Annotated in this window: 23 protein-coding genes; 9 read left to right on the top strand and 14 right to left on the bottom strand. The window is 57.8% G+C overall.

Annotated elements, in window-relative coordinates; translation table 11 throughout:
- Window position 1 precedes the first annotated feature (1 nt).
- Complete coding sequence (locus ACXAH3_RS10635) at window positions 2-814, bottom strand: division plane positioning ATPase MipZ (RefSeq protein WP_474862059.1); 813 nt, start codon at window positions 812-814, stop codon at window positions 2-4.
- A 166-nt stretch (window positions 815-980) separates the two neighbouring features.
- Between ACXAH3_RS10635 and ACXAH3_RS10630 the strand changes: the two genes are divergently transcribed.
- The 3 genes from ACXAH3_RS10630 to ACXAH3_RS10620 all read left to right on the top strand — a co-directional run bounded on the left by ACXAH3_RS10630 (window position 981) and on the right by ACXAH3_RS10620 (window position 2,023).
- Window positions 981-1,325 carry a Lin0512 family protein gene (locus ACXAH3_RS10630; protein ID WP_474862058.1) on the top strand — a complete coding sequence of 115 codons (345 nt, stop codon included), beginning with the start codon at window positions 981-983 and terminating at the stop codon, window positions 1,323-1,325.
- Entirely contained in the window at window positions 1,325-1,687 is a 363-nt protein-coding gene (locus ACXAH3_RS10625) for a Lin0512 family protein (protein WP_474862057.1), read from the top strand. Before ACXAH3_RS10630 ends, ACXAH3_RS10625 begins: the two co-directional genes overlap by 1 nt.
- 81 nt (window positions 1,688-1,768) lie before the next feature.
- Window positions 1,769-2,023, top strand: a complete 255-nt coding sequence (locus tag ACXAH3_RS10620) for a peptidase (protein ID WP_474862056.1) — start codon at window positions 1,769-1,771, stop codon at window positions 2,021-2,023.
- A 55-nt stretch (window positions 2,024-2,078) separates the two neighbouring features.
- Here the strand turns inward: ACXAH3_RS10620 and rpmE are convergent, their stop codons facing one another.
- The 12 genes from rpmE to ACXAH3_RS10560 all read right to left on the bottom strand — a co-directional run bounded on the left by rpmE (window position 2,079) and on the right by ACXAH3_RS10560 (window position 9,469).
- Window positions 2,079-2,300 carry a 50S ribosomal protein L31 gene (rpmE, locus tag ACXAH3_RS10615; RefSeq protein ID WP_474862055.1) on the bottom strand — a complete coding sequence of 74 codons (222 nt, stop codon included), beginning with the start codon at window positions 2,298-2,300 and terminating at the stop codon, window positions 2,079-2,081.
- 11 nt (window positions 2,301-2,311) lie between these two features.
- A complete protein-coding gene (gene rplS, locus ACXAH3_RS10610) occupies window positions 2,312-2,686 on the bottom strand; it encodes a 50S ribosomal protein L19 (protein WP_474862054.1) in 375 nt (124 codons plus the stop codon).
- A gap of 276 nt (window positions 2,687-2,962) precedes the next feature.
- Window positions 2,963-3,769 (bottom strand): mechanosensitive ion channel family protein, encoded by an 807-nt coding sequence (locus tag ACXAH3_RS10605; protein ID WP_474862053.1) that lies wholly within the window; start codon window positions 3,767-3,769, stop codon window positions 2,963-2,965.
- 37 nt (window positions 3,770-3,806) lie between these two features.
- Entirely contained in the window at window positions 3,807-4,628 is an 822-nt protein-coding gene (trmD, locus tag ACXAH3_RS10600; protein ID WP_474862052.1) for a tRNA (guanosine(37)-N1)-methyltransferase TrmD, read from the bottom strand.
- Between the two features lie 40 nt (window positions 4,629-4,668).
- The gene (gene rimM / locus ACXAH3_RS10595) at window positions 4,669-5,181 is read right to left on the bottom strand and encodes a ribosome maturation factor RimM (protein ID WP_474862051.1); all 513 of its coding nucleotides are present in this window, start codon (window positions 5,179-5,181) and stop codon (window positions 4,669-4,671) included.
- A 7-nt stretch (window positions 5,182-5,188) separates the two neighbouring features.
- Window positions 5,189-5,338, bottom strand: a complete 150-nt coding sequence (locus tag ACXAH3_RS10590; RefSeq protein ID WP_474862050.1) for a hypothetical protein — start codon at window positions 5,336-5,338, stop codon at window positions 5,189-5,191.
- A gap of 6 nt (window positions 5,339-5,344) precedes the next feature.
- Complete coding sequence (gene bluB / locus ACXAH3_RS10585) at window positions 5,345-5,974, bottom strand: 5,6-dimethylbenzimidazole synthase (RefSeq protein WP_474862049.1); 630 nt, start codon at window positions 5,972-5,974, stop codon at window positions 5,345-5,347.
- 21 nt (window positions 5,975-5,995) lie between these two features.
- Complete coding sequence (gene rpsP, locus ACXAH3_RS10580; RefSeq protein WP_474862048.1) at window positions 5,996-6,385, bottom strand: 30S ribosomal protein S16; 390 nt, start codon at window positions 6,383-6,385, stop codon at window positions 5,996-5,998.
- Window positions 6,386-6,429: 44 nt separating this feature from the next.
- The gene (locus ACXAH3_RS10575) at window positions 6,430-6,726 is read right to left on the bottom strand and encodes a chorismate mutase (protein WP_474862047.1); all 297 of its coding nucleotides are present in this window, start codon (window positions 6,724-6,726) and stop codon (window positions 6,430-6,432) included.
- Complete coding sequence (locus ACXAH3_RS10570; RefSeq protein WP_474862046.1) at window positions 6,723-7,277, bottom strand: GNAT family N-acetyltransferase; 555 nt, start codon at window positions 7,275-7,277, stop codon at window positions 6,723-6,725. Before ACXAH3_RS10570 ends, ACXAH3_RS10575 begins: the two co-directional genes overlap by 4 nt.
- Before the next feature lie 6 nt (window positions 7,278-7,283).
- On the bottom strand, window positions 7,284-8,798 hold the full coding sequence (gene ffh / locus ACXAH3_RS10565; protein WP_474862045.1) for a signal recognition particle protein: 1,515 nt from the start codon (window positions 8,796-8,798) through the stop codon (window positions 7,284-7,286).
- A 167-nt stretch (window positions 8,799-8,965) separates the two neighbouring features.
- Window positions 8,966-9,469: a hypothetical protein gene (locus ACXAH3_RS10560; protein WP_474862044.1), complete on the bottom strand. Its 504-nt coding sequence runs from the start codon at window positions 9,467-9,469 to the stop codon at window positions 8,966-8,968.
- Between the two features lie 124 nt (window positions 9,470-9,593).
- Between ACXAH3_RS10560 and ACXAH3_RS10555 the strand changes: the two genes are divergently transcribed.
- From ACXAH3_RS10555 to ACXAH3_RS10535, 5 genes are all read left to right on the top strand, one after another.
- The gene (locus ACXAH3_RS10555; protein ID WP_474862043.1) at window positions 9,594-10,001 is read left to right on the top strand and encodes a universal stress protein; all 408 of its coding nucleotides are present in this window, start codon (window positions 9,594-9,596) and stop codon (window positions 9,999-10,001) included.
- Between the two features lie 90 nt (window positions 10,002-10,091).
- Window positions 10,092-10,481: a TFIIB-type zinc ribbon-containing protein gene (locus tag ACXAH3_RS10550; RefSeq protein WP_474862042.1), complete on the top strand. Its 390-nt coding sequence runs from the start codon at window positions 10,092-10,094 to the stop codon at window positions 10,479-10,481.
- 70 nt (window positions 10,482-10,551) lie between these two features.
- Entirely contained in the window at window positions 10,552-10,872 is a 321-nt protein-coding gene (locus ACXAH3_RS10545; RefSeq protein WP_474862041.1) for an antibiotic biosynthesis monooxygenase family protein, read from the top strand.
- A 20-nt stretch (window positions 10,873-10,892) separates the two neighbouring features.
- Entirely contained in the window at window positions 10,893-11,477 is a 585-nt protein-coding gene (locus ACXAH3_RS10540) for a rhodanese-like domain-containing protein (protein WP_474862040.1), read from the top strand.
- 89 nt (window positions 11,478-11,566) lie between these two features.
- The gene (locus tag ACXAH3_RS10535; protein WP_474862039.1) at window positions 11,567-11,965 is read left to right on the top strand and encodes a hypothetical protein; all 399 of its coding nucleotides are present in this window, start codon (window positions 11,567-11,569) and stop codon (window positions 11,963-11,965) included.
- A gap of 8 nt (window positions 11,966-11,973) precedes the next feature.
- Here the strand turns inward: ACXAH3_RS10535 and ACXAH3_RS10530 are convergent, their stop codons facing one another.
- Window positions 11,974-12,369: a hypothetical protein gene (locus tag ACXAH3_RS10530; RefSeq protein WP_474862038.1), complete on the bottom strand. Its 396-nt coding sequence runs from the start codon at window positions 12,367-12,369 to the stop codon at window positions 11,974-11,976.
- A 155-nt stretch (window positions 12,370-12,524) separates the two neighbouring features.
- Here ACXAH3_RS10530 and ACXAH3_RS10525 point away from each other — a divergent pair, with 155 nt between their 5' ends.
- Complete coding sequence (locus ACXAH3_RS10525; RefSeq protein ID WP_474862037.1) at window positions 12,525-14,321, top strand: ABC transporter transmembrane domain-containing protein; 1,797 nt, start codon at window positions 12,525-12,527, stop codon at window positions 14,319-14,321.
- Window positions 14,322-14,434 lie beyond the last annotated feature (113 nt).

The following is a 14,434-nucleotide window of genomic DNA, read 5'->3' as shown; positions in this document are numbered from 1 at the left end:
GCTAGATTTTGACGTCAACACCCGGCAGCTTCAGGGCCTTCATCAGCTCGCGCAGCTCTTGGCGGGCGGCCACGTTCGAGATGTTCATCTGCCCCAGAACCCCGATATCGCGAAGATCCAGCAGGGTCAGGCCGCGCGGGAATAGCTCGCGGAAGATGACACGCTCGTTAAAGCCGGGAGCCACGCGGAAACCGATGCGGCGCGACAGTTCCTCGATCGCGTCGCCCATCTTCTTCTTGTTGTGCATCATCTGGGCGCCCAGACGGTTGCGCACGACGATCCAATCGACGGGCTTCAACCCGGCCTTGGCGCGCAACTGGCGGGCGTTCCATACCATTTCCGAATAGACCGACGGGCCTTTGACCTTGTTGGTGTTTGGGTCGATATGCGCAAGCAAATCGAAATCCACGAAGCTGTCATTCAGCGGCGTGATCAGTGTGTCGGCCAGTGAATGCGCCACTTGGCTAAGACGCGTGTGCGAGCCAGGGCAGTCGATCAGGACGAAGTCCTGACTGTGCTCGAGCGAGGCAATCGCCATCGCCAGACGGCGGTCATAGGGGTTTTCGCCATCCTTCAGATCGGCTTGGTCAACCTCGGGCAGCTCATGATATTCGGGGGTGGGCAGGTCGGTTCTCTCACGCTCCATCGTGACTTTGCGGTTTTCGATGAAACGGCCAAAGGTTTGTTGGCGCAGGTCCAGATCCAACACGCCCACGCGATGCCCCATCCGCGACAGCGATGTCGCCACGTGCATCGACACGGTCGACTTGCCCGCACCGCCCTTTTCGTTCCCGACAACAATAATATGTGCCACGTTACCATCCCCGGTATCTTGAGTGTTTTTTTGTTGCAGCCACTATATGTCGCATAATTCGCAGGGGGAAGGGGCGCAAATCCAATTTGTACAACTCTTTCGCGTAGGCTGGCTATATGGTCGCAGGAAAGCTGCGGTAAGCATGGTCACAACCAAGGGAAATCCGATGGAAAAGAAACGCGTACTTGTGGAATTTGGCATGGGAACATCCCTGCGCCGAGAAGACTATACCGAGGCCGCCGCCCGCGCGATCCGGGACGCGCTGTGGCATAACTCGGTCAACATGGCCGAGCTGTTCGGGTTCGAGAAAACCGACATGATTGTGGATGTCGAAATCGCCGTGCAGCAGCCCAATCAGGTCGATACCAGCCAGCTGGCTAAGGATTTTCCCTATGGCAACATTTCGTTCACCGTGAAGCATGGCGGGTTGGATATCGACAAGCCGCACGGGGGCAAGACGCTGATCGCAAATGTCGCCATTGCCGTGTCCTTCATGATGGAGGCCGCATAATGGGCGAGAAACGCATGATCCTTGAGATGGGAATGGGCAACGACCTTTATGGGCAGGATTACACCAAAGCGGCGTGCCGCGCGGTGCAGGATGCGCTGCATCATTCGTCGATTACCTTGTTTTCAACGTTGGGGCTGGATCACCAAGACATGCGCGTGTCCGTGACCATCGGTGTGGCCGAGCCCGAGAATCTGGACGTAGAGGTCGTACGCGCCGAGCTGCCCCGTGGCCGCGCCGAAGTGTTCGCGGTTAAGGGCGGCATGAACACGGACAGCGCCGGGCAGGTGCATGTGATTGCCACCGCCGCGATCGAGGCATGGTTGCCGGATCAGGCGGGGAAGTGGCGCACAGCTTCGGAATAAATTGCCAGAGCGCGTCCTTGGTGGTAATTCGGGCAAAGCAGAACGCCGGGTTCACGGCGCTGTTTACCTGAAAGACTGACTATGACGCTTATGACGTTTGCTGCTTACGAGCAGCCGTTGAAGTGGATCGCGCTTGGCCTTGGTTTGGCCAGCACGGTCTCGATCGTACAGGGGTGGCAACTGGCCGCGATGTGCCTAAGCCTGCCCTTTTGCCTGATCTGGATTTATTGCGCTTGGCTGCGCACGGAAAGGCAGTTGAAATACATCAACATCCTATTCGCCGGGCTTTACGTCTATGGCATCGCAAGACATTTCATTCTTGCGCCAATCACCTGAAACAAAAAACGCCGCTTCAAATGAAGCGGCGTTTTCCGTTCGAAAGAGGCGTGGTTTAGAAACCAAAGCCTTCGTATTTCGATTTGAACTTCGACACGCGGCCGCCGGTGTCCAGAAGGCGGGTGCTGCCGCCGTTCCAAGCCGGGTGTGCCGAGGGGTCGATGTCCAGCGCCAGAGTGTCGCCTTCGTTGCCCCAGGTCGATTTCATCTGAACGATGGTGCCGTCGGTCATTTTGACGTCGATCAGGTGGTAGTCGGGATGCAGATCTTTTTTCATATCGACGCTCCTCAGGCTTTCTTGGCTTTGTATGTGGTGTCTTCGGCGATACGTGCCGATTTACCGCGACGCGAACGCAGATAGTACAGTTTGGCGCGACGAACGCGGCCACGACGTACTACGGTGATCGAGTCAATGTTGGTCGAGTGCAGCGGGAACACACGTTCCACGCCTTCACCGAAGGAAATCTTGCGAACGGTGAACGAGCCGGCAATGCCTTCGCCGTTCTTACGGCTGATGCAAACGCCTTCATAGTTCTGAACACGGGTGCGCGAGCCTTCGGTCACCTTAAAGCCTACGCGAATGGTGTCGCCGGCTTTGAAATCGGGGATGTCTTTCCCCAGGGCGGCAACTTGTTCCGCCTCTAGCTGTGCGATCAGGTCCATCTGATCATCTCCTATTTTCGCTTGCGGTTGTTCCGCAAAGTTGGTGCCGTACAAGAGCTCCGCGTCTTCACCGGGTCCGTTTTTCACGCCCGCGGGAGGGTAGTCCGTCGTTTCTTAGTCTATTTCCTTGCGCTGTATGGTTGCCGAAGAAAGGCAACAGCCCAAAGGAAAATGGCCCGTGCGACTCGGAAGAGTGCCGGACGGGCGGTGTATAGGCGAGAGATGAAAGCAGATCAAGGGGGTTGCAGGTACGAAACCCCCTTATTTCTTGTGCGATCAGGCGGTTTTCTTGATTTCCACCGAATGCGGATAAGGGATCGATATGCCACCAGCGTCGAAGGCCTCTTTCACCGCTTTGGTCAGCTCGAACTTCACATTCCAGTAATCCGCGTTGTCGCACCAGACACGGGTGGTCAGATCAACGCTGCTGTCACCCAGATTGGTCACACGTACCCACGGGGCGGGGTCGGCATGAACGCGCGGGTCGGCCGCTGCAAGGTCCGTGATGATCTGCATGGCTTTGTCGATGTTATCGGCATAGTCGATGCCAAAAACCATATCGACGCGGCGCGTGTCATGATGCGAGAAGTTGCGGATGATCGAGCCCCAAGCCTGCCCGTTGGGCACAATCACCTGTACATTGTCAGCTGTCACCAGCTCGGTCACGAAGAGGTTCAGGTCTTTCACTGTGCCCGAGGTGCCACCAATATCGACGAACTGGCCAAGTTTATAAGGGCGAAACAGGGTTAGCATGAACCCGGCGGCGATGTCACTGAGCGTGCCCTGAAGCGCCAAACCGATAGCCAATGTGGCCGCGCTGAGCATGGCAACAAGGCTGGTCGCTTGAATACCAAAGATGCTGAGAACAGCAGCCAGGACCATCAGAAGGATGACCCATTTCACCATCGAGGCAATGAAGTTCCCAAGAGTGGGGTCGATATTGGGACTGCTGTTGACTTTGCGGCGGGCCATCGATCCGGCGGCACCGGCAATGATCCAGCCTATGACGAGCGTGGCAAAGGCTTTCGCGACGTTCAAGATCAAGGGTCCATAGTCTTGGACCTGTGCAAGAAGGGCTTCCATTTTGGTTCAACCTTTTGAAAAATTTGGATGGTGTGGATCAGGTGTCGTCCTGATTATGTGTGTGGTCTGCCCAAAGGTCAGGCCTGCGCTCACGCGTGATCTTTTCGCTCATTTTCCGCCGCCATTCAGCGACCTTGCCGTGATGGCCGGATGTCAGAACGTCCGGGATCGTGCGCCCGCGCCATTCGGCGGGGCGGGTGTATTGTGGGTGTTCCAGAAGACCTGCGGAAAAGCTCTCTTCCTCGGTCGAGGCTTCGTTTCCCAAAACCCCCGGCAGCAAGCGCACAGTGGCGTCCAGCATGGCTTGGGCGGCGATTTCTCCGCCGGTTAATACGAAGTCCCCAAGGCTAATTTCTTCGATGTCGTACTCTTCCAAAACGCGTTCATCCACGCCTTCGAAGCGACCACAGATGATGGTCATGCCCGCGCAATCGGCCAACCGGCGCGCAGTGGCCTGATCCATCGGTTTTCCGCGCGGGGACATATAAACGATGGGCCACTTCTTACGATCCGAAGGCACGCCGTGCTGTGCCAGGTCGATGGCACGGCCCAGAATGTCGGCGCGCAACACCATGCCTGCGCCGCCGCCAGCCGGTGTGTCATCCACGTTGCGATGCTTGCCTTCGCCAAAGATGCGCAGGTCGATGGGCTCCAACGCCCAGCCACCGTCTTTCAACGCCTTCCCGGTTAGGCTTTCCCCCAGCACGCCGGGGAACGCGCCCGGAAACAGCGTGATCACCTTAGCCGTCCACGTGCCTGCAATGCGGGGTGTGTCCGTTACCAGCTCGCGCGGTTTGAAGGACGCGGAAACGGCAATGCGGCCATGGGAGCGGGGCTTTTTGTCGGGTGTATCGGTCATGATGCTGGCTTATCCGTATGGGGCAGGTTTGCCCAGGCCTTTACTCGGGGAACACGCCCTCGGGCGGGTCAGCGATGATCCGACTCGAAGCCAGATCCACCGTAGGTACGGCGTCCAGTGTGAAGGGCAAAAGTGCGGTGGCAGAGCTGCCAGGCAGTCGGATTTCAAGAACATCGGACGCGCCGTGATTGTGCACGGCATGGACGACGCCCAGTTCCTCGCCGCCGGTGTCCAGCACCGTTAGACCAACCAAATCAGTGTGATAGTATTCGTCGTCCGGCAAAGCGGGCAGCGCGTCACGGCTTACATAAAGCTTCACGCCTTTCAGCGCGTCGGCCTGTTCCTTCGTCGCCACGCCATCAATTCGCACGGAAAACCCGTTCTTGATCGGGCGCAGCAGGGTCAGGGAAAACGCGTGCTTGCCATCTTCTGACGCCAACGGGCCGTAATCTGCAATCGCCGTGGGTTCGGCGCAAAAGCTTTTCACGCGCACCTCGCCTTGCACGCCATATGCGCCACCAATGCTTCCCACACAAATCCGGTCATCACTCATTTCGCACCTATTTTGCACCTATGCAGACAGCTTGTTCCATTTGGCCACCGCGGGCCTCGCATTTGTCGCCCAAGACGCCGCGTTCATAGATCATGCCCGCCGCAAATCCCGCGCTGACAAGTATGATCAACTTCACTGGATGAAAAAGCAAACCCATTTGGCGTCACCTTATCTGGATAGGAAGCGAGCCGCGGCGGTGTTCCCACCCGGCCTTTTCCAATTCGGGGCTGTCGGCAGCTTCTTCCGGCCAGCCGAGGCAGAAATAGCCAACGAGGCTCCAATCCTCGGACACATCCAGATCACGGCACAGCTGCGCGGGATCAAGGATCGACACCCAACCCAATCCAAGTCCACGCGAACGCACGGCAAGCCAGAACAGCATGATGGCTGACACGACGGAATACCGGCGCATTTCAGGCATGGTTTTCGCGCCAAGACCCGCGCCCTTGTCAGTCGCCTCGTCGCAAAAAATCGCCAACTGGACGGGGGCTTTTTCCATCCCGGACAGTTTCAGACCGGAATACAGCTGCGCCTTGTCGCCCGAATAGCCCGACAGGGCATCGGCATTGGCAGCCTTGAAATTCTCAAGCGCGGCGGCGCGCGCTCGGTCACTTTGGACCCGCACCACCCGCCACGGTTCGGACAACCCCACCGACGGGGCCATCAAAAACGCGTCGAGGCACTGCGTCAGCAATGCCTCGTCCACAGGATCCGTGCGAAAGCGGCGCACGTCGCGCCGCCAACGCATCAGATCTTCTAGATCCGACTGAAACTCGTCTGAAAAGGCGTGCATGTCAGATCCAATCCGAAGGATTTATTCCTCGGCAGCAGCTTCTTCAGCCGGAGCTTCCGCAGCTTCTTTAGCAGCAGCAGCTTTTTCAGCTTTCTCTTCAGCACGATCCTTGGCTTTCTGGCCCGGCTCGGCTTTTTTCATGTTGGCGCGCTCTTTCTTTTCTAGAACGCCAGCGGCTTCCAGGAAGCGGCTTACGCGGTCCGACGGCTGAGCGCCTTGGTCCAGCCAGTACTGAACGCGTTCCATGTCCAGTTTTACACGCTCTTCCGAGTCTTTCGGCAGCAGCGGGTTATAGGTGCCCAGCTTTTCGATGAAGCGGCCATCGCGCGGCATGCGGCTGTCTGCAGCTACAACGCGATAGAAGGGACGTTTTTTCGAGCCGCCACGGGCGAGACGAATTTTCATAGCCATGAGAGTTTTCCTTTTTTCTAGCTATTTGAAGGGCTTGCGCCCGTTCATTCCTGATGTTTTTTGTGATGCCTGATGACCTCATCAATGATGAAGTTCAGGAATTTCTTGGCGAATTCGGGGTCCAGATTGGCGCGGTTGGCCAGATCTTCCAGACGTTCGATTTGTTTTGCTTCTCGGTTCGGATCGGACGGGGGCAGGGCGTGTTCGGCCTTCAGCTTGCCCACGGCCTGCGTGTGTTTGAACCGCTCACCCAGAGTATAGACCAAAATCGCGTCCAGCCGGTCGATGGACTCGCGGTGTTCTTTCAGCAGATCTGCTGCGCGGGTGGATGCGTCGGTCATGCGTAAGCCTCCGGGCTACCGTCTGTGTTAGGGGCCGGGTGGCGCCAGACGTGATAGGGCGTGTCTTCGCCCATTTCTTCGTCATCGTCAAAGCGCGGGGCATCCGGGTCAATCTCGCAACCCAAGCGCTGGGCCAGAGCCGCCGAACGGGTGTTTGCTTCGTCGATATAGCTGACGGCGGTCGTCCAACCCAGCTCGGCGAAGGCCCATTCGCGGGTTGCCAATGCGGCCTCATAGGCGAAGCCTTTGCCCTCGGCACTTTGTGTCCAAACTGACCATGCGATTTCGTGCTCGGGCCAACCTTCGGGATACCAAGGGCCGGCCGAGCAGACCTGCGTGCCGGTGGCTTTCTCCACACCGATAAACAAGCCGAAACCACGCAGTGTCCAATGGCCCACCATGTGACCAAAGCCGCGCCATGCGTTCGGACGCGTGTAAGGGCCACCGATGAACTGCGCACGATCCGACCCTAGGAAGGCCGCTATGGCCTCCCAGTCGCCCATTTCGGGCTGGCGCAACACAAGGCGCGGGGTTTCGATCGTGACACTCATTGGGGCTTACTTCTTCTTGCCGAAGCCGGACAGGCCGGGCGGCAGACCGCCGCCGCCCAGACCGGGCAGGCCACCGGGCAATTTGCCACCCATTGCTTTCGCCGCTTGTTCCAGCGCTTTCGGGTCCATCGACGACGGATCCATTCCCGGGGGCATATCGGGCATACCGCCCTTGCCGAACATGCCACCCATGGCTTGTTTCAGCATCTTGCCTTTGCCCATTTTGCCCATCTTCTTCATCATGTCCGCCATTTGGCGCTGCATTTTCAGAAGTTTGTTCAGGTCACTGACTTCCATGCCGGCACCAGCAGCAATACGTTTCTTGCGGCTGGCTTGCAGGATCTGAGGGTTCGCACGCTCGCGTTTGGTCATCGACTGGATCAGAGCAATCTGCTGTTTCAGCACCTTGTCGTCCATGCCAGCGTCTTCGGCCTGTTTGGCCATTTTCTTCATGCCTGGCATCATCCCCATGATGCCTTGCATGCCGCCCATCTTGATCATCTGCTCAAGCTGCATCTTCAGGTCGTTCATGTTGAACTGACCCTTCTGGAAGCGCTTCATCATGCGCTCGGCTTGCTGGGCTTCGATGGTCTCTTGGGCTTTCTCGACCAAGGCAACAATGTCGCCCATGCCAAGAATACGGCCTGCGATGCGGTCGGGCTCGAAGGTTTCCAGCGCGTCCATTTTTTCGCCAAGACCGACGAACTTGATCGGCTTGCCGGTAACCGCGCGCATCGAAAGTGCCGCACCGCCGCGTCCGTCACCATCCATACGGGTCAGAACTACGCCCGAGATGCCGACCTTGTCGTCGAACTCTTGCGCGACTTCGACAGCGACCTGACCGGTCAGGCCATCGACGACCAGAAGGGTCTCGCGCGGGTTCACCACGGCCGAGACTTCCTCGACCTCGCCCATCAGGACTTCGTCAATGTGCAGACGACCTGCGGTGTCGAGCATGTAGACGTCATAGCCGCCCATCGTTGCCTGCTGCTTAGCTCGTTTGGCAATGTCGACGGGTTTCTGGCCGGGTACGATCGGAAGGGTGTCCACGCCGATCTGCGTGCCCAACACGGCCAACTGATCCATAGCGGCTGGGCGGTAGATGTCGAGCGAGGCCATCAGAACCCGCTTGCCCTCTTTCTCGGTCAGGCGCTTGGCCAGCTTCGCGGTGGTTGTGGTTTTACCACCACCTTGCAGACCGACCATCAGGATCGGGGCAGGGGGGCTGTCGACCTTCAGCGCGCCGGGTTCGCCTTCGCCGGTCAGAACATCGACCAGCGCGTCATGCACAATCTTGACGACCTGCTGGCCGGGTGTAACCGATTTGGTCACAGCCTGACCGGTCGCCTGTTCCTGCACCTTCTTCACAAAGTCGCGGGCGACAGGCAGTGAGACGTCCGCCTCGAGCAATGCCACACGGACCTCGCGCAGCGCGGTTTTTACATCATCTTCGGACAGCGCACCCTGTTTCGTCAGGCGGTCAAAGACACCGGATAGGCGATCTGACAGGCTCTCAAACATTTCGCGGCTCCTTTGCCGTTTCATTTACCCCAAGATAGGGGCGGGTTTGCGCTTTTCCAAACGCCCAAACCACGATGGCCCCTGTGGGCGTAACACGCTGACAGGGGGCGATCCCGGCATTGGGCCATGGGACCGGAAGTTTCGCACTTCCGAGATTTGGGGCGGAGTTACGGGGTTTGTGTCTTCGAGTCAAGCTGCATTGGGTTTTGATACGCTTTGTACCACGCATTAATGGCATCTGCGGTGCGACGCGGACCGGACCCGTTGGTGTAATAGGATACAACGGGCAGATTTTCCTGCCCATCCATCAACAAAACTGGGCGATACATCGTCGATCCATCGCTGCGAGATTCCTCGAGCTTGGCACCGCGCAGCGCGTCCAGCGGATAGACGTCTTGAGCATAGCCCAACACGGAGCGCTTGCGTTTTACGATCTGACCGGCGCGCGCGTCAAAGATCAGCTGCACGCGCTTGGTGAAAACTGCAAAACACAGCCCCCAGGTCAGCATCCCGATCCCGCCAAACATCAGACCAAAGACCCATTCGCCGTTCAGCAGGGCGTTCCCTCCGACGGCGAGAAAGATCAGCAGCCCGGCAATCATGCTTAGAGACAAAAGCCACGGCTTGTGATCCAGAACCAGTAACTCAGGCGTGTTGGTCAGCGTTTTCATGGCCTCAACGTAGAAAGGAAAGCCTGACAAGAAAAGAGGAGTATTTGACCTGTGTCATGTTGGCAGGATCCTTCGCGCGTTATGAAAGACCAAGACGAATTGAAGCCCAGGAAGGAGCTGACCCATGTATAAGAACGTTCTGGTGCCCATCGCGCTTGACCACGACCGCAACAGCGCTGAAGCGCTTGAGATCGCGCAGGCTATTTCCGAAAAAGGCGCAAAAATCACCGCGCTGCACGTCATGGAAGAGGTGCCCGCTTATGTCGCCCAATATCTGCCGGAAGGACAGTTGGAAGACAATGTGAACGAGCTGGAACGCCGTTTGCAGGACGAGCTAAAAGACCTGCCGGGCGTGGCGACCGCAGTGATTTCGGGCCATGCTGGCCACGCTATTGTGGACTTTGCCAAGGACAACAACGTCGACTGCATCGTCGTCGCCTCGCACCGTCCTGGCCTGCAAGATTTCTTCCTAGGATCGACCGCTGCGCGCGTTGTGCGCCATGCGCCCTGTGCGGTTCACGTGTCGCGCTAACTTCCTTTCCCCTTATGCGTGACCGATTGGCGGGCCTCTTGTGGCCCGCTTTTTCGTGCCTACATGATCCTCAGAACAGGAGGAACCAAGATGAAATGTCCGGTGGACGGAACCGAGCTTTTGATGACCGAGCGCCAAGGGGTCGAGATCGACTATTGCCCCAAATGCCGTGGGGTTTGGCTGGATCGGGGCGAGCTGGACAAGATCATCGAAAAAGCGACCCCCGCGGTCGAACTGGATGATCCGGATCCTTATATCGCGCCTCCTCCGCCCCCGACCGAGCCTGTTCGCCAAAGTGAACCCAAGCACATGCGCCCGCGCGAAGAAATGGAGCGTGAGGCCAAGCGATACTCGGAAACGTCCAAGAGGCGTCGATATGACGATGATGACTATGACGACGACGATTATCGCCACGCCAAGCGTTATAAGAAAAAACGCCGCAAATCGGTCCTGTCCGAGCTTTTCGACATTTTTGACTGACCCTAAGGCAAGATCACATATTCATATGTGATCCAAATGCGGCTAGGCTTCTTCCTACAAGGAGGAAGCCATGCCAAAAATCAGCAAAGCCCCCGACTATCAAACCGTTATCACCACGTTCGAGATGACGCCCGGCACCTGTCAGGATCTTCTGGACGCGCTGACGGATGCCTATGAAAGCTTCATTTCGAAGCAGCCGGGGTTCGTCGGTGCGGGTCTGCACGTGAATGACGCCCAGACGCGGATTGCCAATTATAGCCAGTGGACCCGGCGCGAGGATTTCCAAGCGATGTTGCGCACTGAGGAAATGCGCGAACGTAACCGCAAAATCGCCACCCTTTGCAAAAGTTTCGAGCCTGTAATGTATGACGTGTTCGAGACGTTCAATTGATTTCGACACTAGGAGCTCTCATGAAATCCATCTTGATCGCGGCGGCCTTGGGCCTGTGCGCCGCCCCCGTTTTAGCAGATGTAAACATCACGCCCGACATGCCTTGGGCCACCGTCCCGACCGCAGATGGCGAGGTCGAGATTTCGCGCATTGATGATCCCGCGCACGAGCTGTCCGGCGAATGGGCGCGCACTTCGCGCAACTGTCCGAATTTCTGTGTGCAGCCCATGGTGCCCGCACCAGGTGTCACCCCGATTGGTGAACTGGAACTTATCGAGATGCTGCAAAACCCCGAAACGATTGTCGTCGACAGCCGGGTTGCCGCAGACCACGAAACCGGCACCATTCCGGGTGCGATCTCGATCCCCTATAACGAAGTGACCGACCGTCTGGACGAGCTGGGGTGCGAGTTGGATTTCGATGGATTCGTCTGTGAAGAAGCCAAGTCTGTTGCGCTGTTTTGCAATGGCAACTGGTGCGGGCAATCCCCAACGGCTGCGCGGAGGATGATCGAAGCGGGCTTTCCTGCTGAAAAAATTCACTATTATCGTGGCGGAATGCATGCATGGCGCATGCTGGGTCTGACCGTGACGGTTGATAGTTAAGCAACGGTCAGGCAGGCCTCCATTGACGTGCGCGCGCGTGATCCCCATTCTTAGGGCACGCCGCGGATCGGCTTGGGTTAGGAATGGGTATGCGTCTGTGCTTTCATCCTCTGAAGACAGCCATTTTGGCGCTGGGCATGGGCCTTGCGTCACAGGTCGCTGTGGCGCAGGAACAGATCGGGTCATTCACCGTGTTTGTCGGAAAGCCCGACCTGACCAACGCTAAAGGGGGCGCCTTGGACGCCCCGTGGAAGGTGCTGCGCCGGGACCGCACGAATTACCATCGGTATGGCGTAAGCCAGCCGGGTGATGAGTGGGATCCTTATTTCGGCAGCAGCCAAAGCCGCAAAACTCTTCAAGGCCTGTTGGCAAGCGGCAATATCGGCCCCAAAGCCGCCGAAAGGTTGAAAAACGGGGGGATTGTCTTGATCCGCGTGTTCGGACAAGGCGGCAATCCCACTTCGATCAAAGTGTCCGTTCCCCAGTAAGCCCGATCCTATTCAGGATAGGCCCGGATGCACGCCGCCTGTGCGGTTTTTGCTGCAGGTTCAAGTTTGCTGCGATGCGCCTTCAACCGCGCCAATTTGCTACGCACGTCATCCATATCGACGGATACGGGCGTTTCGATCGTGCGGAAGCGGGTTCGGTTGCAGGGAATAGGGTGCTTCTTTCCCTTCACGTGACAAAGACGGGTTTCCGTATAGGGAACCCTTTGTCGGTGCAGCGCATAGCCGCGCGCCAACGTCACTTCCAGTTCTTTTATCTGAGCCGACACAGCGCGGTATTCCGCAGTTTCGCGCGCAATGCACTGCTTTTGCGGCGTGGCGCAAGAGGCCAATAGGATCAACGCGATCCCAGCGACGGGCAGAGACAGTTTTGAAGTTCTGAACATGATACGCACTCTAACTCAGCAATCCTTGTTCCTACCTTAACCGGGATACGTCCCCCATAAAAGAACAACGACGCGTTACCCTTTGTCGCAATGGCTCAATGCGCCTTGTGTGGAAAGGGTGGTTTCGGTATCCGTGCACCAAAGGAGCAGTTCACATGGCAAGACAGGCAGGGGCGTCCAGCGTCGAGATGGACGAACGCGAGAAATCCAAACGTATTGGTGCACTGTCGGGCCTGTGGCCATTCATGCGGCCCCATCGCTTGTGGATCTTGGCCGCCTTCGTCGCACTGGTGTTCACCGCTGGGATATCGCTGATCCTGCCGATTGCAGTGCGTCGCGTTGTGGACGGGTTTGGAGAAGCCACGCCCCAGCTGCTGGACAAGTATTTCTTGGCCGCCCTTGGGGTTGCCTCGCTGCTCGCTCTGGGGACGGGGCTTCGGTACTACCTTGTCACCCGGCTGGGCGAGCGGGTTGTGTCGGACATCCGCAAAGCGGTCTTTGATCGCGTTGTGGGCATGAGCCCTGCCTTCTATGAAAAGATCATGACCGGCGAGGTGCTGTCGCGCATTACCACCGATACAACGTTGATCCTGTCGGTCATCGGTTCGTCCGTGTCCGTGGCCCTGCGCAACATGTTCATCTTTATCGGCGGCATCATCCTGATGCTGTTCACCTCGGCTAAATTGACCGGGCTGGTCTTGCTGATCGTTCCTGTCGTCATCGTGCCGATCATCGTCTTGGGTCGCCGCTTGCGTGTTCTGGGTCGCGAGAACCAGGAATGGATCGCCAAAAGCTCGGGCAATGCCTCCGAGGCGCTTTTGTCTGTGCAAACCGTGCAGGCTTTCACCCATGAAGACCTCAGCCGCAGCGAGTTTTCCCGCCTGACCGAGGAAAGCTTCATTTCGGCCAAGCGCCGCATTCTAACCCGTGCGATCATGACAGTGATCGTGATCTCTTTGATCTTCTCGGGCGTCGTGGGCGTCTTGTGGATAGGGATGCGTGATGTGACATCGGGTGAAGTGTCGATCGGCGCGCTGGTTCAGTTCGTGATTTATGCGGTGATGGTTGCTGGCGCTGTCGGTGCTCTGTCCGAGATTTGGAGCGAAATTCAACGCGCGGCAGGTGCCACCGAACGTTTGGTCGAACTTTTGAACGCTGATGATCAGGTGAAAGATCCCGCCCATCCCGTCGCGATCACTTCGCGCCCGACCGGCGCGCTGTCCTTTGAAAACGTCACCTTTCACTATCCCGCGCGCCCCAATCAGGCCGCGTTAGAGGGGGTTAGTCTGGACGTTCCTGCCGGCGAAACCGTGGCCCTTGTCGGCCCCTCGGGCGCGGGCAAGACCACCATTATTCAGCTGATCCAGCGTTTCTATGATCCTGAAAGCGGGGCGGTGAAGTTGGATGGGGTCGACCTGCGCGACATGCGTCGCGATGACTTCCGAAAATACGTCGCTTTGGTCCCGCAAGACGCGGTGATTTTCGCCGCCTCGGCCCGCGACAACATACGCTTTGGCCGTCCTGATGCCTCGGACGCCGAGGTCGAAGCCGCTGCAAAAGCTGCCGCTGCGCATGACTTCCTGTCGCGCCTGCCTGAAGGCTATGACACCTATGTGGGCGAACGCGGCGTGATGCTGTCGGGCGGTCAGAAACAACGCATCGCCATCGCCCGAGCCATTCTGCGGGACGCGCCGATCCTGCTGCTTGATGAAGCCACATCCGCGCTTGATGCGGAAAGCGAGCGTCTGGTACAAGGCGCAGTGGACGAGCTAGCCCAAGGCCGCACGACACTGATTGTCGCGCACCGTCTGGCGACCGTAAAGAAAGCCGACCGCATTGTGGTCTTTGATGAAGGCCGGATCGTCGCGCAAGGCACCCATGACGAGCTTGTTGCCCAAGATGGCCTTTATGCCCGTCTGGCGCGACTACAGTTCACCGAAGGGCAGATTTAAGCAATCGCGGTGATAATCGCGCTTCTACGCGGCGTCACTTACCTTCCGTAAACGTCAATTCCACGTCACGTCAGACTTGCGAGAACGGGCATTTACGCTCATTCTCAACCCTC

Source organism: Aliiroseovarius sp. ABM4_368 (assembly GCF_056161205.1).
The sequence above is the reverse complement of the archived record's forward strand: the minus strand, read 5'-3'. Positions and strand labels throughout refer to the sequence as shown.